This window comes from Kitasatospora dryopteridis (genome assembly GCF_050749075.1).
Lineage (GTDB): Bacteria > Actinomycetota > Actinomycetes > Streptomycetales > Streptomycetaceae > Kitasatospora.
This window is the reverse complement of the sequence record NZ_CP192749.1, coordinates 2,648,042-2,665,552: the sequence shown is the minus strand read 5'-3', so window position 1 is coordinate 2,665,552 and position 17,511 is coordinate 2,648,042. Positions and strand designations below refer to the sequence as shown.

Below are 17,511 nucleotides of genomic sequence, written 5' to 3'. Positions count from 1 at the left end.
CGCGGCTTCCGGGCCCGGAACGGGGGAGGCTCCTGTGTTCGTACCCAGGCAGCTGGCATCGGTGAGCTCCGACCGAGTACAGAAAGCAGGTACCGCATGTACGCGATCGTTCGCGCAGGCGGCCGCCAGCACAAGGTCGCCGTGGGCGACGTGCTGGAGATCGACCGTATCGAAGCCAAGCCGGGTGACTCGGTCGAGCTGTCGACCGTCCTGGTCGTCGACGGTGACGCCGTCACCTCCGACCCGTGGGTCCTGGGCGGCGTGAAGGCTCACGCCGAGGTCGTCGAGGAGACCAAGGGCGACAAGATCGTCATCCTCCGCTACAAGAACAAGACGGGTTACCGCCGTCGTCAGGGTCACCGCCAGAAGTACACCGCGGTGCGCATCACGAGCATCGACTCCGTCAGCAAGTAAGGGGATAGCGAGATGGCACACAAGAAGGGCGCAAGCTCTACCCGTAACGGCCGTGACTCGAACGCCCAGCGCCTCGGCGTCAAGCGCTTCGGCGGCCAGGTCGTCTCGGCCGGCGAGATCCTCGTCCGCCAGCGCGGCACCCACTTCCACCCGGGTGCCGGTGTCGGTCGCGGTGGCGACGACACCCTGTTCGCGCTGACCGCCGGTGCCGTGCAGTTCGGCAACCGCCGCGGCCGCAAGGTCGTCAACATCGTGGCCGTCGAGGCCTGAGTCTGACCCCACGTCAGGACTCGTCGTGAAGGGTGGGCCGGAATGATCCGGTCCACCCTTCACGCTTTACCGCAGGACCCCATTTTTTCGTCGTACTGGAGGCACACCCCATGACCACCTTCGTGGACCGCGTCGAGCTGCACGTCGCCGCGGGTAACGGGGGCCACGGCTGCGCCTCCGTGCACCGGGAGAAGTTCAAGCCGCTCGGCGGGCCCGACGGCGGCAACGGCGGTGAGGGCGGCAGCGTCACCCTCGTCGTCGACAGCCAGATCACCACCCTCCTCGAGTACCACCACTCGCCCAAGCGCAAGGCCACCAACGGCAAGCCCGGCGCCGGCGGCAACCGCACCGGTGCCGACGGCCAGGACCTCGTCCTGCCGGTGCCGGACGGCACCGTGGTGCTCGACCGCAAGGGCAACGTGCTCGCCGACCTCGTCGGCCACGGCACCACCTTCGTCGCCGCCGCCGGCGGCCGCGGCGGCCTGGGCAACGCCGCCCTGGCCTCCGCCCGCCGCAAGGCCCCCGGCTTCGCGCTGCTCGGCGAGCCCGGCGAGGCCCGCGACATCGTCATGGAGCTCAAGTCCGTCGCCGACGTGGCCCTGGTGGGGTACCCGAGCGCCGGCAAGTCCTCGCTGATCTCCGTGCTGTCCGCCGCCAAGCCGAAGATCGCGGACTACCCGTTCACCACACTGATCCCCAACCTGGGTGTGGTGACCGCCGGTTCGACCGTCTACACGATCGCCGACGTGCCCGGCCTGATCCCCGGCGCCAGCCAGGGCAAGGGCCTCGGCCTGGAGTTCCTGCGGCACGTCGAGCGCTGCGAGGTGCTGGTGCACGTCCTCGACTGCGCCACCCTGGAGCCGGGCCGCGACCCGCTGTCCGACCTGGAGACCATCGAGGCCGAGCTCGCCGAGTACGGCGGCCTGGAGGACCGTCCGCGGCTGGTCGCCCTCAACAAGGTCGACGTGCCCGACGGCCAGGACATCGCCGACCTCACCCGCGAGTCCCTGGAGGAGCGCGGCTACCGCGTCTTCGAGGTCTCCGCCGCCTCGCACAAGGGCCTGCGCGAGCTGAGCTTCGCCCTCGCCCAGATCGTCGGCGAGGCGCGCGCCGCCAAGCCCGTCCAGGAGTCGACCCGGATCGTGCTGCGCCCGAAGGCCGTGGACGACGCCGGCTTCACCATCACCGAGGAGGACGGCGCCTACCGCATCCGCGGCGTCAAGCCGGAGCGCTGGGTCCGCCAGACCGACTTCAGCAACGACGAGGCCGTCGGCTACCTCGCCGACCGCCTGGCCCGCCTCGGCGTCGAGCAGGAGCTGTGGAAGATCGGCGCCCACGAGGGCGACACGGTCGTCATCGGCGCCGAGGAGGACGCCGTCGTCTTCGACTGGGAGCCGACCATGGCCTCCGGTGCCGAGATGCTCGGCCGCCGTGGTGAGGACCACCGCTTCGAGACCCAGCGGCCCGCCGTCGACCGCCGCCGCGAGCGCCAGCGCGGCCGGGACGCCGCGGAGGAGGAGTTCAAGGCGTTCGAGGCGCTCTCCTCCGGCCGCCAGGCCATCGAGGGCGACGACGAGGACTACTGAAAAACCCGGCCCGGCGCCCGCTGACCTCCCTCCCGTCCGAAGACCACCGGACGGGAGGGGAGGCACCGCGGGCCCGGAGAGGGGGGCCTCGGCGCGGCGGCGCGGGGTCCACCGGGTGACGATCTTCTCCACCCGTTCGCCCGGGGGCCGGGAGCAGGTCCACCCCGCCCCCGCGGTGCCGTCCGCCAGCTGATATCCCGACGAGCCCGCCGCGCGGATCGCGTAGATTGCGACCGAGCAGCGGGCTCGATCCAGCACGACCGGAGGACACTGATGACGGGTCAGACACTGCGGCAGGACGTCCTCGCCGCCCGGCGGATCGTCGTGAAGGTCGGCTCGTCCTCGCTGACCACCGCCGCCGGCGGGCTGGACGCGGACCGCGTCGACGCCCTCGTCGACGCGGTCGCCAAGGTCCGGGCCCGCCCGGACGCCCCCGACATCGTGCTGGTCTCCTCCGGCGCCATCGCCGCCGGCCTCTCCCCGCTCGGTCTGGAGAAGCGTCCCAAGGACCTCGCCCGCCAGCAGGCCGCCGCCAGCGTCGGCCAGGGCCTGCTGGTCGCCCGCTACACCGCCTCCTTCGCCCGGTACGGCATCCGGGTCGGCCAGGTGCTGCTCACCGCGGAGGACGCCAGCCGCCGCTCGCACTACCGCAACGCCTACCGCACCCTCGACCAGCTGCTGGCGATGGGCGCGATGCCGGTCGTCAACGAGAACGACACCGTTGCCACCGCCGAAATCAGGTTCGGTGACAACGACCGGCTCGCCGCCCTGGTCGCCCACCTCGTCCGGGCCGACCTGCTGGTCCTGCTCTCGGACGTCGACGGCCTGTACGACGGCGACCCGGCCAGGCCCGGCACCAGCAGGATCGAGACCGTCCGCGGCCCGCACGACCTCGACGGCATCGAGATCGGCAGCGCCGGCAAGGCCGGCGTCGGCACCGGCGGCATGGTCACCAAGGTCGAGGCCGCCCGGATCGCCACCGGCGCCGGCATCCCCGTCGTGCTCACCGCCGCCAGCCACGCCGCCGAGGCCCTGGCCGGCCGCCCCACCGGCACGCTCTTCCAGCGCACCGGCAGCCGTTCCGCCGACCGCCTGCTGTGGCTGGAGCACGCCTCCACCCCGCGCGGCGCACTCCACCTGGACGCCGGCGCGGTCGACGCGGTCGTCCTGGGCGGGAAGTCCCTGCTGCCGGCCGGTGTGACCAGGGTCGAGGGCGACTTCACCGCGGGCGATCCGGTCGACCTTCTTGGGGAAAACGGCCACATCGTCGCCCGCGGACTGGTCAACTTTGATGCGAGGGAGCTGCCCCGTCTGCTCGGCCGGTCCACGCGGGAGCTGGCCCGGGAGCTCGGTGCCGCGTACGAGCGCGAGGTCGTCCACCGCGACGACCTGGTCGTCCTGCGCGGCTGACGGGGCCGCCAGGTGCCGGCGCCGCTGGCCGGCGCCGACAACGGGCATCGCCGAACAGGAGGCCGCCGATGGCAAGCAGGCGCCCGGGAACACTGCCCGGCGAGACGTCGGGCCGGCGGCTCGCCGGCATCGCGGGCGGCCGCGCCGACGGCACCGCGACCGACGAAACCCCGCAGAACGTCCGGGAGTTGCGCCCCCGCTCGGAGGGTGACGACACCGTCGAGGAGCAGGGCAGGCTCTGGCACGTGGTGCTTTCGGTGGCCGGCCGGGTCACCCCCCTCCCGGAGCTCCGGGCCGGGCTGGAGCAGCTGGCCCACGACCACGCCTTCTTCCTCACCGCCCGCTACGCCGCCGACCACGCCGAGATCCGGTACTGGGAGCAGGCCCGCGACCTGCACGACGCCGCCGCGGTCGCGCTGCGGCTGTGGGGGGAGCACAAGGCCTCCGCGAACTTACCGCCCTGGGAAATCGTGGGCCTGGAGGTCGTGGACCGCGCCACCTACCACCAGCGGGTCGCCGAAGGCTTCGGCGACCCGCCCCCGCAGCTGGGCGGCGTCCACCCGTACTGAGGGCGCCGCCGGGCACCCTCAGGGCGCGGGGAACTGCGCGATTCGGCAGAGACGGCGCCGTACCTCCGCCTCGCGCAGTTCCGCCCCCGGCCTTCGGCCGGGAGGTGCCCCGGCGCCCCCGGGCGGCCCGTGTCCGTGTCTCAGCCGCCGAAATGCGGGCCGGGGACGGGGCGGCGAGTCGCTACCCTTCAGGCATGACCAGCGACCACGCCATCACCGACAGCCCCGTCCTCGCCGTTGCGCGCCGAGCCCGTGAGGCGGCCGCCGCGCTCGCCCCGCTCCCGCGCAGTGCCAAGGACGCCGCGCTGCTGGCGATCGCCGACGCCCTGGTCGCCAGGAGCGCCGAGATCACCGCCGCCAACGCGGAGGACGTGGCCCGCGCCCGCGAGGCCGGCACCCCCGAGTCGGTCGTCGACCGGCTCAGCCTGGACGAGCAGCGGATCGCCGCGATCGCCTCCGACGTCCGCGACGTGGTCGGCCTGCCCGACCCGGTCGGCGAGGTGGTACGCGGCTACACCCTGCCCAACGGCCTCGACGTCCGGCAGGTCCGGGTCCCGCTCGGCGTGGTCGGCATCATCTACGAGGCCCGCCCGAACGTCACCGTGGACGCCGCCGCGCTCTGCCTGAAGTCCGGCAACGCCGTGCTGCTGCGCGGTTCGGCCTCCGCCTACCGCTCCAACACCGCACTGGTCGCCGTGCTGCGCGACGCGGTCGCCTCCGCCGGGCTGCCGGCCGACGTGATCCAGCTGGTGCCCGGCGAGAGCCGGGACTCGGTGCAGGAACTGATGCGCGCCCGCGGCCTGGTGGACGTGCTGATCCCGCGCGGCGGCGCCTCGCTGATCCGCACCGTGGTCGAGGGTTCGACCGTGCCGGTGATCGAGACCGGCACCGGCAACTGCCACGTCTACGTCGATGCGCAGGCGGACCTCGCGATGGCGGTCGGCGTCCTGCTGAACTCCAAGGCGCAGCGGGTGAGCGTCTGCAACTCCGCCGAGACGCTGCTCGTCCACCAGGACGTCGCGGACGCCTTCCTGCCGCTCGCCCTGGAGGCGCTGGCCGGTGCCGGGGTGACGGTGCACGGCGACGACGCCGTCCTGAAGGCCGCCGAGGGCACCGCGGTGACGGCCGTGCCCGCCACCGACGAGGACTGGGAGGCGGAGTACCTGTCGTACGACATCGCGGCCGCCGTGGTGCCCTCGCTGGACGCGGCGGTGGCGCACATCCGCCGCTGGTCCTCGGGCCACACCGAGGCGATCGTGACCACCTCGCAGGGTGCGGCGCGGCGTTTCACCCAGCTGGTCGACTCCACGACCGTGGCGGTCAACGCATCGACGCGGTTCACCGACGGGGGTGAGTTCGGCTTCGGTGCGGAGATCGGCATCTCCACCCAGAAGCTGCACGCCCGCGGCCCGATGGGCCTGCCCGAGCTGACCTCCACCAAGTACATCGTCACTGGTGACGGCCATGTGCGGGGCGAGGCGCAGCAGACCGTCGGCTCCTGACGCCGGGGGCGCGCGCTCCCGGCAGCCGGGCCATCTGCCGGGAGCCCCAGACAAACCGCCCGCCCGGTAATACGCTGAATCCCGTGGCTGAGGATGTGGGGGGCTCGCCGTACCCCGACGGCGCCGACCACGGTGGTGCGGACGACGAGTTCGCCACCGTGGTGCTCGACGAGGCCTTTGTCCGGTCCGCTGCCGTGCACGAACCGAGCGCCCTGGAGCGGCAGCTGGCCGCGGCCGAGGCGAGGTTCGAGCCGGAGACCGCGGGTCCGGCCCGGCCCTACGACCTGACCGCTCCGGAGATGGCCGGCACCGGCGACGTTCTGCCGCTGGAGCTGCGCCCGCATCCGCGCGGCCTGGACGACGACCGGCAGTACCCCGATCCGTGGTCGGGCACCGACCGGGCCCGCCGCCGGGCGCGGTGGAGCCGGACGGTCGGCTGGGACCCGCTGCGCCACGACGGGCGGTACATCGCCCAGCAGCGCTGGCACCGGCCGGTGGCCTGGGTGCTGGCGGTGGTGATGGGGGTCGGTGTGGTGGCCGTGGCGGCCGCCGCGATCTACCGCGGTGCCGGTGGTGCCGGCGAGTCCCCGCGGCGTCCCGAGGTGGGTACCAGCAGTACGCCGGGCACCCCGCCGGCGGTTCCGCTGCCCACTGCCGTGGCCCTGCCGAGCGGCTGAGCGGGTCACCGGATGGCGCCGCGTACGGCCGCCGGACGGAATCTGCCCGCGGCCGGTCGAACCGTGGGCCTGCCGGTCCTACCCTGGTTCTATGGGTGACCCGCGCGAGCCTCCGGAGGGTGCGCCCGAGGGCGGTTCCGGCAGTGACGACGAGTTCCGGTCCGTCGTGTTCGACGAATCGTTCGTCCGGGCTGCCCGGATCCAGGAGCTCTCGGCGCGCGAGCGGCTGGGCGGCACGTACCGGGCGACCCGGCCGCGGGTCGGCTTCGGCCCGTTCGGGACGCTGCCGCGGCAGGCGGTCGCGCTGCTGCTGGTCGTCTTCCTCGCCTTCGCGGCCGCGGTGTACTTCGGTGTCAGTTCGCCGCACCGTCAGGCCGCCCCGCCGTACGGCAACCAGCTGACCACGGGCCTGGTGGCGCTGAGCCCGACCGCGGCGGTGGCCGCGGTGGCCGATCCCTCCGATCCGTTCGCGGGCCTGCCGGCCGGCTATGCCGAGGGCGCCACCGGGCTGGCCCTGCCGGCCGGTGCGGCGACGGCCCACTTCACCAGGACGGACGTCAACCGGGCACTGTCCGTGGTGCAGCGCTACCTCACGGCCTCCGCGCTGGCCCCGGCCACCCTCGTCGAGGGTGAGACCGGCGAGGTGCGGACCCTGGTGACGCCGGGCGAGCAGGAGCAGTACGACCAGAGCGTGAACAGCCCGCGGGACGACCAGCACCATGCGGCCACCGGCTGGCTGGTCCGCTTCGACCCCGGGCAGGTGGCGCTGGCCGGCGATGCGGTGCGGACGGCGGGGACGGTGCGGATCGGCGAGGCCGACAGCGGCACCCTGGAGGTCACCACCGACCACACCTTCGTCTACGCGGTGCGGGCGGCGGGCACCGCGGACGGGCCGGTCAGCCTGTTCTCCGTCCGCCGCGAACTGCGCTTCGCCTTCGACCGGGCGGACCTCGGCGCGGACCGGCTGCGGCTGGTCGACGCCGTCGTCCAGGCCGGGCCGACCGCCTGCGGCGCCTCGATGAGCGGCTACCTGCAGCCGCTGCTGGCCGGCAGCACGGCGGCAGCCCCGAAGGCGGTCGACCCGGGCGACCGGAGCCGCCCGGCCTGGCAGGTGTGCGGGGTGCTCGGGCCGCTGACGGTGCCGCCGGCCACCGGGCGGTGAGCGGCGGCCCCGGCCGGGCCCGGCACCCCGCCGGGTGTCACTCCCCGTTGCTGCTCTCGCCGCCGGAGCCGTTGGCGCGGGCGCCGGCGAAGGTGTCCCGCAGCTTGCCGCCGACCGTGCCGACCCCGCCGGCCACGTCGCGCAGCAGGCCCATCAGCGGGTCCTTGCTCTCCTTGACGGACTGCGAGTAGGAGTCGGCCGCGGCCTTCCACTGGGCGCCGACGGAGGCGTCCGGGTCGTCCCCGCGGCGCGGGTAGGCGCCGGCCAGGATCGAGCGGTACTCGTCGCTCTCCGCCCACTTCTTCAGCTTGGCGACCCGGACGACCGCGAACGGGTGGGTCTGCGGCAGCACCTGCAGCAGCTTGAGCACGCCGTCGCGCAGGTCGCCGGCGCGCTCGTACTCCTCGGCCTGCTCCAGGAAGGCGTCGACGTTCATCTCCGCCAGGTCGTGGCCGCCCGCCAGCTTCATCAGGCCGCGCATGGAGGCCTGCAGGTCCTGGCCGGCGAGCAGGCCGGCCCGGTCGCAGGAGAGCTCGGCCTTGCGGAACCACTCCTTGAGCGCGGTGATCACGCCCATGATGGCGAGGCTGCCCAGCGGCAGCCAGGCGATCCGCGCGGCGATGTTGGTGAGGATCAGCAGCATCGTCCGGTAGACCGCGTGGCCGGACATGGCGTGGCCGACCTCGTGGCCGACGACCGCGCGCAGTTCCTCCTCGTCCAGCAGGTCCACCAGGCCGCTGGTCAGGACGATGATCGGGGTGTCCATGCCGATGCACATGGCGTTGACCGCCGGGTCCTGCGTGACGTACAGGTCCGGCACCTTCTCCAGGTCGAGCACGTAGGCCGCGTCCCGCACCATGGAGTGCAGCTCGGGGAACTGACGCTCCGAGGCCTTCACGGCGGTCGCCAGGAACATCAGCCGGACGCTGCGCTCGGACACCAGCCCGGCGAGCTTCTTGAGGATCTCGTCGAAGCCGCTGAGCTTGCGCAGCGCCACCAGCGCGGAGCGGTCCGCGGGGTGCTCCCAGGCCCGGGTGGAGATCTCCGGGAAGCGCTGGCGGCGGCGGCTGGGCGTGCTGCTGCCCTTGGAAAAGTCGGTCATGTGTGAGTACCTCCTGGTCGTCGCCGGCACCGGCCTGCGGCCGGCCCCCGCTGCTGTTGGCTCCAACGTCCGTGTGCGCGTACTCGTCCCCGGCGCCCACCGTACGCCCCGCGTGCGGCGCGGGTCCTCCGGTTCGCGCCGGGGGGCGGTGGCGGCTGTCCGGTACGCCCCGGTCTACGCTGGTCCTCCGGAGCGAGAGGAGCACCGCCGATGTCCCCTGCCACCCTGGCGCACCTGGCCGGACCGATCTCCAGCGAGAACGGGCCCGGCCTGTTCCTGCGGATCATCGTCGTCGGCTCCATCGTCGGCGTAGGCCTGCTGGCCTGGATCCTGGTCCGCGCGGGCCGCAACAACTGACGGTCCCGGCGGGCCGCCGCTGCTCCGGCACCTACGAGGGGTCAGACGCGGTGGGCCGCCGCGCGGTTGCGCGGCGGCCACCCGTACGATGAGGCCGCAGGCCGCACGGCCCGCACCCTCGTCCGCCCCCGAGCCGAGAAGGTCCTGCCGACCATGAGCACTGCTGCACTGCCCGCCCTGACCCGCCTCGCCGAGGAGGGCGGCAACCACGAGAGCCTCAACCCGTACCTGACCGGTGGGGCCGCACTGTTCATCCTGCTGCTGATGCTCTTCATCACCACCCGCTTCAACCGCGACCGCTGAGCCGGCCGCCGCGGGGAGCGCCTGCACAGAAGCTGCGCGCTCCCTCCCGCGGACCTCTCCGGGCGGCTTGCCGCCCGGTGATGCGCGTCGCGTAAGGTGTGGCGGCATGGGACAGCAGGCCGGGACCACCGGTGCGCCGCGGGCGCGGAAGCGCCTCGGTGTGATGGGCGGCACCTTCGACCCGATCCACCACGGGCACCTGGTCGCCGCCAGTGAGGTCGCCAGCGCCTTCCACCTCGACGAGGTGGTCTTCGTGCCGACCGGGCAGCCCTGGCAGAAGTCGGACCGGCAGGTCACGTCCGCCGAGGACCGCTACCTGATGACGGTCATCGCCACCGCCGAGAACCCGCAGTTCTCCGTCAGCCGGATCGACATCGACCGCGAGGGCCCGACCTACACCGTCGACACCCTGCGCGACCTGCACGCCCTGCACCCGGACGCCGAGCTGTTCTTCATCACCGGCGCCGACGCGCTCGCGCAGATCCTCTCCTGGCGCGACTCCGACGAACTCTTCGAGCTCGCCCACTTCATCGGCTGCACCCGCCCGGGGCACACTCTGTCGGACGCCGGGCTTCCGGTCGGCGGGGTCTCCCTGGTCGAGGTGCCGGCGCTGGCCATCTCCTCCACGGACTGCCGCAACCGGGTCGCCAAGGGCGAGCCGGTCTGGTACCTCGTCCCGGACGGTGTGGTCCGTTACATCCACAAGCGGGCGCTCTACGCGCCGGCCCAGCCTTGATCCCGGGAGGGACGGCGTGACCGGAACGGCAGACCGCGGCGGGCCCCAGGGGTACCAGCACGACCCGTACGGGCAGGGCTACGACCCCTACGGCAGGCCCGAGGAGCAGCAGCCCCAGCAGCAGGGTTACGGCTACGACCCGTACGCGGGCTACCAGGAGCAGCAGCCGCAGGCCTACCAGCAGGACCCGTACGGCCACGGCGGCTACCAGCAGCAGGGCGGCCAGGGCTACCCGCAGCAGCAGGGCTACCAGGGCCAGGACCAGTACCAGCAGCAGGCGTACTACCAGCAGCCGCAGCAGCCGCAGGGCTGGGACCAGTACGGCGGCGGCTACCAGCAGCAGCAGGGCTACGCCCAGGACCCGTACCAGCAGGCCCAGGCCGCGCAGACGCAGGCCCCGCCGCCGGTGCAGCAGCCCGCGCGGCGGCCCCCGGTGCCGCAGCCGCCGCTGCAGCAGGTCGCCCCGGTCGCCCCCGCGGCGGCCGCTACCGCCGCCCCGGCGCGGACCGCGCCCGCGCAGCCCTCGGAGCAGGTCGCCGGCAGCCGCACGCCCCGGCGCCCGGCCGGCGCGGGGGACAACTACGCCACCGGCGAGTTCACCTTCGTCGACGAGGAGTCGGAGCAGTCCGAGGACGTCATCGACTGGCTGAAGTTCGCCGAGTCCCGCAGCGAGGTCCGGGCCGAGCGCCGGCGCCGGCTGCGCAACCGGCTGATCGGGCTGGCGGTGGCCGCCGCACTGGTCGGCGGCGGCGTCGGCGGCTACCTGTGGTGGACGGGCCGGGACTCCGGCGGCTCGGCCGCGGCCGCCGCGGGCGGGCGCCAGGTCAACGTCGTCCACCTGCGCGACCTGAAGGGCAAGGTCAGCACCGCGCTGCTGGTCAACGACGCCTCCGGGCACAAGGGCACCGTGCTGCTCATCCCGGACACCCTGAAGCTGCCCGGCGACTCGGCCACCACCACGGCCGCCACCGGCCTCGACGACGTCGGCCCGTCCGGCACCCGCGAGGGCCTGGCGACCGTCCTCGGCGCCCCGGTGGCCGGCACCTGGCGCCTCGACACCCCGTACCTGACGCTGCTGGTCGCCCAGCTCGGCGGCATCAAGGTGGACACGAACGCCGAGGTGAAGGCCGCGGACGGCAAGGTCCTCGCGTCGGCCGGCAAGGGCGTCTCGCTGAACGGCCAGGCCGCCGTCGCCTACGCCACCCTGCAGGCGCCCGGCGAGGCGCGCGAGGCCCAGCTGGCCCGGTTCGGGCAGGTCATGGAGGCGGTGCTGCACGCCATGCCGACCGACCTCGCCGAGGCCACCGAGGACGTGCACCGGATGAACGCGGTGCTCGACCCCTCGCTGCCGGAGAAGGCGCTGGCCGGCGTGCTCGTCCAGCTCGCCCAGCAGGGCAAGGACGGGCACCTCGGCACCCAGCTGCTGAAGGCCAAACCGGACGGCACCCTGGACGAGGCGACCGCCGGCCGGCAGGTCAAGGAGGTGCTCGGCGGCACCGTGAAGAACGCCCCCGTCACGGGCAGCACCACCCGTGTGTCCGTGCTCGACGCCTCGGGCCAGAAGGAGGCTGCCGGGGACGCCTCGGTGCAGATCACCAACGCCGGCATGGAGGTCGTGCCGAGCAGCGGCAAGGCGGGCGCCGTCCAGGCGACCAGCGAGATCCGCTACACCGACGACACCCGCGCCGAGGCCGCGAAGACGCTGGCCGGGGCGCTCGGCCTCAAGCCGGAGTCCGTGAAGAAGGTCACCGATCCGCAGAACGCCGACCTCGTGGTGGTGCTGGGCAAGGACTACAAGGGCCTGCCCCACGAGACGAGCAGCCCATCGGCGTCCGCCCGCCCGTGACGCCCTCGCGGCCGGCCCGCCCGGGCCCCCGGTCAATTCGATCGGGGGCGCCGGGCGTTCGTGAGATCCTGGAACGGAGAAACACGTAGCCGAGCCGGAAGAACACTGTGACTGCCACTGACCGGAGCCAGGAACTCATCAACGTCGCCGCCCAGGCGGCGGCCGACAAGCTGGCGCACGACGTCGTCGCGTTCGACGTCAGCGACGTACTGTCGATCACCGACGCCTTCCTGATCGCCTCCGCGGCCAACGACCGCCAGGTGCGGGCCATCGCCGAGGAGATCGAGGACAAGCTCCGCGAGGAGCTCGACGTCAAGCCCGTCCGCCGCGAGGGCGAGCGGGAGGGCCGCTGGATCCTGCTCGACTACCTCGACATCGTCGTGCACGTCCAGCACTCCGAGGAGCGCTCCTTCTACTCCCTCGACCGGCTCTGGAAGGACTGCCCCGAGCTGCCGCTGCCGGCCGACGCGCTGGCCACCCGGAACCGCCCCGAGGGCGCCCGCACCGACGCCGCGGGCAATGCCGTCGCCGGGGACGAGAGCTGAGCCGCGCCGCGCGGGGGCCGCGCATCGTCTTCTGGCGGCACGGCCAGACCTCCTGGAACCTCGAGTCGAGGTTCCAGGGCAGCACCGACATCCCGCTGACCGACCAGGGCATCTTCCAGGCCCAGCGGGCCGCCAGGCTGCTCTCCGGGCTGCGCCCCGACCTGCTGGTCTCCTCGGACCTGCAGCGCGCCGCCCGCACCGCGGCCGAGCTGGCCAAGGTCACCGGGCTGGAGGTGCACCACCACGAGGGCCTGCGCGAGACGTACGCGGGGGAGTGGCAGGGGCTCACCAACGCCGAGATCCGGGCCCGCTACCCGGAGGAGTACGAGGCGTGGTCGCAGGGCCACCCCGTGCGCCGCGGCGGCGGCGAGCTGGCGACCGAGGTGGCGGACCGCGCCGTCCCGGTGGTGCTCTCCGCGGTCGAGAAGCTGCCCGAGGACGGCACGGTCGTGGTGGTCTCCCACGGCGGCACCATCCGCACCATGATCGGCCGGCTGCTCGGCCTGGAGTCGGTGATCTGGGAGCGCCTCGGCGGCCTGTCGAACTGCTGCTGGTCGGTGCTCGGCCAGGGCGCGCGCGGCTGGCGGCTGCTGGAGCACAACGCCGGCACCCTGCCGCAGCCGGTCATCGGCGACGAGACCTGAGCCCGCTCCGGCAGGCGATTTCGCAGTTCCGGGCCTGACCGGCTAGAGTCTTCCTCGTTCGCAGCGAGGACGCCGACCGGAAGGAAGGCGGACAACCGGGACTGCGGGGCTATAGCTCAGTTGGTAGAGCGCTTGCATGGCATGCAAGAGGTCTGGGGTTCAATTCCCCATAGCTCCACTCCGCACCTGCGGCCTGGGGTCGTACGTGTCGCGGGGCTATAGCTCAGTTGGTAGAGCGCTTGCATGGCATGCAAGAGGTCTGGGGTTCAATTCCCCATAGCTCCACAGCAGTACAGGAGGCCGCCACCCGTCGGGTGGCGGCCTCCCGGCGTTCCCGGGCCCGGGCGGCTCAGCCGCCGGCCCGGTGGACGCACGATTCCCGGTGGTCGACCGGGGCCGCCACCAGCCGCTCCAGCGCCCGCCGGTCCTCGGCGCCCTCCGGCGTGTAGACCACGATGTACGCCTCCGGTGCGGCCGGGATCGTCAGGTACGAGGCCTGGAAGTGCATCACCCCGCCCACGGCGTGCCGGAACACCTTGCGGGTGTTCCGCGGCGGCGCCACCTCCTGCCGGGCCCACAGCTCCCGGAACCGCGGGCTGGCCGCCGACAGGTCCCGGACGTACGCCTCCCAGGCCGGCTCGCCCAGGTGCCGCCCGTACGCGGCCCGCAGGACCCCGACCATCCGGGGCAGCTCCTCGTCCCGGTTGAGGAATGGGTTGCAGCAGTCCGGCACGGTGAACGCGCACCACATGCTGTTGCGCGGCTGCCCGGGCCGCGACGGGCGGGTGGCCGCCGGGAAGAGCGCGTCGTAGGCCGCGTTGTAGCGCAGCAGGTCGTAGCGGCTGTTGCAGATCGCCGCGGGCAGCGGGCACAGCTGGTCCAGGATGGTCCGCAGCGCGCCGTCCAGCTCCGGGCACTCGGTGTCGGCGGCCGCGGGCGGCCGTACCCCCGCCAGCCGGAACAGGTGCTCGCGCTCGGCGCCGTCCAGCCGCAGCGTCCGCGCTACCGCCTCCAGCACCTGCTCGCTGGCGTTGATCGGACGGCCCTGCTCCAGCCACGTGTACCAGGTGACCCCGAGCCCGGCGAGCTGCGCGACCTCCTCGCGACGCAGGCCCGGGGTGCGCCGCCGCAGCCCCGGCGGCAGGCCCACGTCCTGGGGGCGGACCCTCGCCCGGCAGGCCCGGAGGAACTTGGCGAGTTCGTCGCGCCTCAGGTCCCGGCGGGGCGGCGCGGTGGTGTCTGCGTCCAGCACGGTCATGCCGACCATCGTCGCGCACCGCCGCGGCCGCTTACAGGTGCTGCCAGTACCAGGATCGGCAGGCTCTAACCACCGGTACCGGGCGCCGCCGAGCATGGCCGCATGACCGATCTACGGATTCCCGCCAGTGCACCACCGGCCGCCCCGGGCACCGCCGCCAGACCCGGCGCGGTCCTCGGCCTGGTGCTCGCCGGCCAGTTCATGGCCCTGCTCGACGTCTCCGTCGTCAACGTCGCCGTCCCCACCGTCCGCACCGACCTGCACGCCTCCGGCGCCGCCCTCCAGCTGGTCGTCTCCGGCTACACCATCGCCTACGCGGTGTTCCTGATCACCGGCGCCCGGTTCGGCGCCCGCTTCGGCTACAGCCGGATGTTCCGGTACGGCCTGGCGGCCTTCACCGCCGCCTCGCTGGCCTGCGGACTGGCGCCCGGCACCGGCTGGCTGATCGGCTTCCGGGTGGCGCAGGGCGTCGGCGCCGCCGTCATGGTGCCGCAGGTGATGAGCCTCGTGCAGCGGCTGTTCACCGGGCCCGCCCGGGTGCGCGCGCTCGGCCTGTACTCGGCCGTCCTGGCCGGCGGCATGGCGGTCGGACAGGTGGTGGGCGGCCTGCTGGTCAGCGCCGACCTGTTCGGCAGCGGCTGGCGGCCGGTGTTCCTGGTCAACGTGCCGATCGGCCTGGCCCTGCTGGCCGCCTCCCGCAGGCTCCTGCCCGAGCTCCCCGGGGACGCCGGCCGCGGCTTCGACCTGCCCGGCCTGCTCACCCTGGCCGCCGCCCTCGGCCTGCTCGTGGTGCCGCTGGTGCTCGGGCACGAGCTCGGCTGGCCCGCCTGGGGCTGGGCGATGCTCGGCGGCAGCGCGCTGATGTTCGCCGTGTTCGCCGCCGTCGAGCGGCGCACCGCGGTGCGCGGCGGCCGTCCGCTGATCGCCGGCCGGGTGCTGCGCGCGCCGGGCCTGCTGCCCGCCGCCGGGGCGATCTTCCTGATCATGGCCGGGTTCGCCGGCTTCATGTTCGCCTTCGCGCTGCACCAGCAGGCCGGCCTCGGCCGCAGCGCGCTGCTCGCCGGCCTGAACTCGGCCCCGGTGGCGGTGGCCTTCGGGGCGGCCAGCCTGTTGTGGCAGCGGGTGCCGCAGCGGCTGCACCGGCCGTTGCCGGTGCTCGGCCTTGCCCTGGTCGCCCCGGGTTACGTCCTGGTCGGCCTGCTGCTCGGCGGCGGCGGCACGGTCGGCCTGCCCGAGCAGGCCGTGCTGACCGTCACGGGGCTGGCCGCCGGCTGCGCCTACAGCCCGCTGTTCGCCCGTGCGCTGGGCCGGGTCGACCCGGCGGACGCCGCTGACGCCAGCGGGGTGATGGTCACCGTGCTGCAGCTCGGCCAGGTGATCGGAGTGACGCTGCTCGGCACGGTGTTCCTCGGCCGGGTGAGCTACCCGGCGAGCGCGGCCGCCTCCGGCCACGCCCTGCTGGTCACCACCGCGGTCATCGGCTGTGCGCTGGCGGCGGCGGCCGTTCTCGCGGGGCGGACCGGGCGCGCGGTCTGAGACCGCGGCCCGGCCCCGCCCGGCGGGACGGTCAGGCGGTGACCGGCAGGCGGCCCAGCAGCTCCCGGCCGTCCGCCCGGAAGGCGGTGGCGAAGGTCAGCTTCAGGCCCCGCTCCTCGCCCGCGATCGACAGCTGGGAGGTGAGCAGCAGACCGAACGCCGCCTTGGCGGCCGGGGAGGCGGTCACCGCCCCCCGGTCGATCGCCATGAGCAGCTTGGCGGGCCTGCCGCTGAGCTGGTCGACGTCGAAGAAGAGCAGCCGCCGGTCGGTCAGGGCCAGGTACGCGGGGCGGGGGGAGGCGATCGCGGTCACCGTGCCGGCCGTCAGCACGCCGACGACGGCGGTCGTGGCCAGTCGGCGGGCCGCGGACACGGAGCCCACCTTGGTCAGGGTGGCGAACTCGACGTGCTCGTCGGCGATCAGCAGCGGGGCGGCGGCCTTGAGCAGTTGCTCCCGGCGGCGGTTGTTCATGGTGCTCCTCGGTGTGCGACCGGCCTGATGGCCGGTCATCGGCGGGAGCCTAGAAGCGCTCCACCGCAACCGGAGCGGATCATTCCGTAAATTCTTCGTCAAGCCCGCGGCGACTTGCCCCCTTCCGTGGTGATTCCGCCCGCCTGTGGCGCCCGGTGACCCTCCGTACGCACCCTACGATCGCCGCTCATGAGCACCGAACCGGTCTTCGACCCGGCCGCCGCGTTGCCCGAGCTCGGCACCGTCCGGCACGCCGTGGAGCGCGGCGACTGGCCCGCCCTCCGCGCAGCCTTCGCCGCCTGCCAGGAGGAGTACGGGCAGCTCGTGCTCGCCGACGAGGCCGTCGGTGTGCCCGGCGTCGAGCACCTGCTGCGCCAGGTGCTCGCCCACCACCCGGGGGAGCCGCTCGCGACCGCCCTGCTGGCCGACCGCCTGATCCACGTGGGCTGGCAGGCCCGCACCAGCCGGCAGGCGAAGGACGTCACCCCGGAGGGCTGGCGGGAGTTCCGCGCCCGGCTCAACGAGGCCGAGCAGCTGCTGATCGGCGCCGTCGCCCGCGACCGCTCCGACGTGCTCGCCTGGACGCTGCGGATGACCGTCTCCCGCGGCATCTCCCTCGGCATCAACGAGACCCGCCGCCGGTACCGCGCGCTCACCGCCGCGGCACCCCACCACTACGCGGGCCAGCGCAGCCTGCTGCAGCAGCTGCTGCCCAAGTGGGGCGGCAGCTGGGAGGAGGCCCACGCCTTCGCCCGCGACAGCTTCCGCGCCGCGCCGCCCGGCAGCATCAACGGCGCCATGCTCGCCCTCTACCACTCCGAGCGGCTGACCACCCTCGACCGGGCCGGCCGGGCCGCGTACGCCGCCCGCGCGGACGTCCGCCAGGAACTCGCCGAGGCCGCCCACGGCTCCGTCCTGCACCCCCACTGCCGGGCCCGCTTCGGACGGATCGCCGCCCACAGCCACTTCGCCCTGCTCGCCTCCCTGGGAGGCGACCGGGACGCCGCCCGCGCGCACTTCCACGCCATGGGCCCGTACGGCAGCACCGACCCGTGGGAGTGGTTCGACAACACCCCGGAACGGTCCTTCAGGGACCACCGCGATCGTGCACTGAGAGGCTGA

19 protein-coding genes and 2 tRNA genes are annotated in these 17,511 nt (G+C 73.8%); 18 read left to right on the top strand and 3 right to left on the bottom strand.

What is annotated here, in order from left to right:
• Positions 1 to 96 precede the first annotated feature (96 nt).
• The 8 genes from rplU (at position 97) to ACQ614_RS12095 (ending at position 7,590) form a co-directional block, all read left to right on the top strand.
• Complete coding sequence (rplU, locus tag ACQ614_RS12130; protein ID WP_030270532.1) at positions 97 to 414, top strand: 50S ribosomal protein L21; 318 nt, start codon at positions 97 to 99, stop codon at positions 412 to 414.
• A gap of 12 nt (positions 415 to 426) precedes the next feature.
• Positions 427 to 684, top strand: a complete 258-nt coding sequence (rpmA, locus tag ACQ614_RS12125) for a 50S ribosomal protein L27 (protein ID WP_030058248.1) — start codon at positions 427 to 429, stop codon at positions 682 to 684.
• 110 nt (positions 685 to 794) lie between these two features.
• Positions 795 to 2,270 (top strand): GTPase ObgE, encoded by a 1,476-nt coding sequence (gene obgE, locus ACQ614_RS12120; RefSeq protein ID WP_431678518.1) that lies wholly within the window; start codon positions 795 to 797, stop codon positions 2,268 to 2,270.
• 273 nt (positions 2,271 to 2,543) lie between these two features.
• Positions 2,544 to 3,680, top strand: a complete 1,137-nt coding sequence (gene proB, locus ACQ614_RS12115) for a glutamate 5-kinase (protein ID WP_363496953.1) — start codon at positions 2,544 to 2,546, stop codon at positions 3,678 to 3,680.
• A 68-nt stretch (positions 3,681 to 3,748) separates the two neighbouring features.
• Positions 3,749 to 4,249 carry a hypothetical protein gene (locus ACQ614_RS12110; RefSeq protein WP_431678516.1) on the top strand — a complete coding sequence of 167 codons (501 nt, stop codon included), beginning with the start codon at positions 3,749 to 3,751 and terminating at the stop codon, positions 4,247 to 4,249.
• Positions 4,250 to 4,443: 194 nt separating this feature from the next.
• Positions 4,444 to 5,751: a glutamate-5-semialdehyde dehydrogenase gene (locus tag ACQ614_RS12105; protein WP_363496947.1), complete on the top strand. Its 1,308-nt coding sequence runs from the start codon at positions 4,444 to 4,446 to the stop codon at positions 5,749 to 5,751.
• Positions 5,752 to 5,834: 83 nt separating this feature from the next.
• On the top strand, positions 5,835 to 6,428 hold the full coding sequence (locus ACQ614_RS12100; protein WP_431678515.1) for a hypothetical protein: 594 nt from the start codon (positions 5,835 to 5,837) through the stop codon (positions 6,426 to 6,428).
• A 91-nt stretch (positions 6,429 to 6,519) separates the two neighbouring features.
• Entirely contained in the window at positions 6,520 to 7,590 is a 1,071-nt protein-coding gene (locus ACQ614_RS12095; protein ID WP_431678513.1) for a hypothetical protein, read from the top strand.
• A 37-nt stretch (positions 7,591 to 7,627) separates the two neighbouring features.
• Here ACQ614_RS12095 and ACQ614_RS12090 read toward each other — a convergent pair whose 3' ends face one another.
• Positions 7,628 to 8,692: a M48 family metallopeptidase gene (locus ACQ614_RS12090; RefSeq protein WP_431678512.1), complete on the bottom strand. Its 1,065-nt coding sequence runs from the start codon at positions 8,690 to 8,692 to the stop codon at positions 7,628 to 7,630.
• A gap of 210 nt (positions 8,693 to 8,902) precedes the next feature.
• Here ACQ614_RS12090 and ACQ614_RS12085 point away from each other — a divergent pair, with 210 nt between their 5' ends.
• The 8 genes from ACQ614_RS12085 to ACQ614_RS12050 all read left to right on the top strand — a co-directional run bounded on the left by ACQ614_RS12085 (position 8,903) and on the right by ACQ614_RS12050 (position 13,408).
• Positions 8,903 to 9,049: a hypothetical protein gene (locus ACQ614_RS12085; RefSeq protein ID WP_363496934.1), complete on the top strand. Its 147-nt coding sequence runs from the start codon at positions 8,903 to 8,905 to the stop codon at positions 9,047 to 9,049.
• A 153-nt stretch (positions 9,050 to 9,202) separates the two neighbouring features.
• Positions 9,203 to 9,352, top strand: coding sequence for a hypothetical protein (locus tag ACQ614_RS12080; RefSeq protein WP_431678511.1), 150 nt, complete (start codon positions 9,203 to 9,205; stop codon positions 9,350 to 9,352).
• A gap of 106 nt (positions 9,353 to 9,458) precedes the next feature.
• Entirely contained in the window at positions 9,459 to 10,088 is a 630-nt protein-coding gene (gene nadD / locus ACQ614_RS12075) for a nicotinate-nucleotide adenylyltransferase (protein WP_363496928.1), read from the top strand.
• A gap of 16 nt (positions 10,089 to 10,104) precedes the next feature.
• Positions 10,105 to 11,934 carry an LCP family protein gene (locus ACQ614_RS12070; RefSeq protein ID WP_431678509.1) on the top strand — a complete coding sequence of 610 codons (1,830 nt, stop codon included), beginning with the start codon at positions 10,105 to 10,107 and terminating at the stop codon, positions 11,932 to 11,934.
• A gap of 107 nt (positions 11,935 to 12,041) precedes the next feature.
• Complete coding sequence (gene rsfS / locus ACQ614_RS12065; protein ID WP_363496922.1) at positions 12,042 to 12,479, top strand: ribosome silencing factor; 438 nt, start codon at positions 12,042 to 12,044, stop codon at positions 12,477 to 12,479.
• Positions 12,476 to 13,123, top strand: coding sequence for a histidine phosphatase family protein (locus ACQ614_RS12060; protein WP_431683900.1), 648 nt, complete (start codon positions 12,476 to 12,478; stop codon positions 13,121 to 13,123). Before rsfS ends, ACQ614_RS12060 begins: the two co-directional genes overlap by 4 nt.
• A 105-nt stretch (positions 13,124 to 13,228) precedes the next feature.
• Positions 13,229 to 13,301: transfer RNA gene (locus ACQ614_RS12055), tRNA-Ala, on the top strand.
• Positions 13,302 to 13,335: 34 nt separating this feature from the next.
• A tRNA-Ala gene (locus ACQ614_RS12050) sits at positions 13,336 to 13,408 on the top strand.
• A 64-nt stretch (positions 13,409 to 13,472) separates the two neighbouring features.
• On the opposite strand, the gene ACQ614_RS12045 is transcribed toward ACQ614_RS12050, so the two are convergent.
• On the bottom strand, positions 13,473 to 14,381 hold the full coding sequence (locus tag ACQ614_RS12045; protein ID WP_431678507.1) for a helix-turn-helix transcriptional regulator: 909 nt from the start codon (positions 14,379 to 14,381) through the stop codon (positions 13,473 to 13,475).
• Between the two features lie 102 nt (positions 14,382 to 14,483).
• On the opposite strand from ACQ614_RS12045, the gene ACQ614_RS12040 reads away from it, so the two are divergent.
• Entirely contained in the window at positions 14,484 to 15,917 is a 1,434-nt protein-coding gene (locus tag ACQ614_RS12040; protein ID WP_431678506.1) for an MFS transporter, read from the top strand.
• Positions 15,918 to 15,948: 31 nt separating this feature from the next.
• Here ACQ614_RS12040 and ACQ614_RS12035 read toward each other — a convergent pair whose 3' ends face one another.
• Positions 15,949 to 16,389 carry a hypothetical protein gene (locus ACQ614_RS12035; RefSeq protein ID WP_431678505.1) on the bottom strand — a complete coding sequence of 147 codons (441 nt, stop codon included), beginning with the start codon at positions 16,387 to 16,389 and terminating at the stop codon, positions 15,949 to 15,951.
• Positions 16,390 to 16,578: 189 nt separating this feature from the next.
• Between ACQ614_RS12035 and ACQ614_RS12030 the strand changes: the two genes are divergently transcribed.
• Positions 16,579 to 17,511, top strand: a complete 933-nt coding sequence (locus tag ACQ614_RS12030; RefSeq protein WP_431678504.1) for a hypothetical protein — start codon at positions 16,579 to 16,581, stop codon at positions 17,509 to 17,511.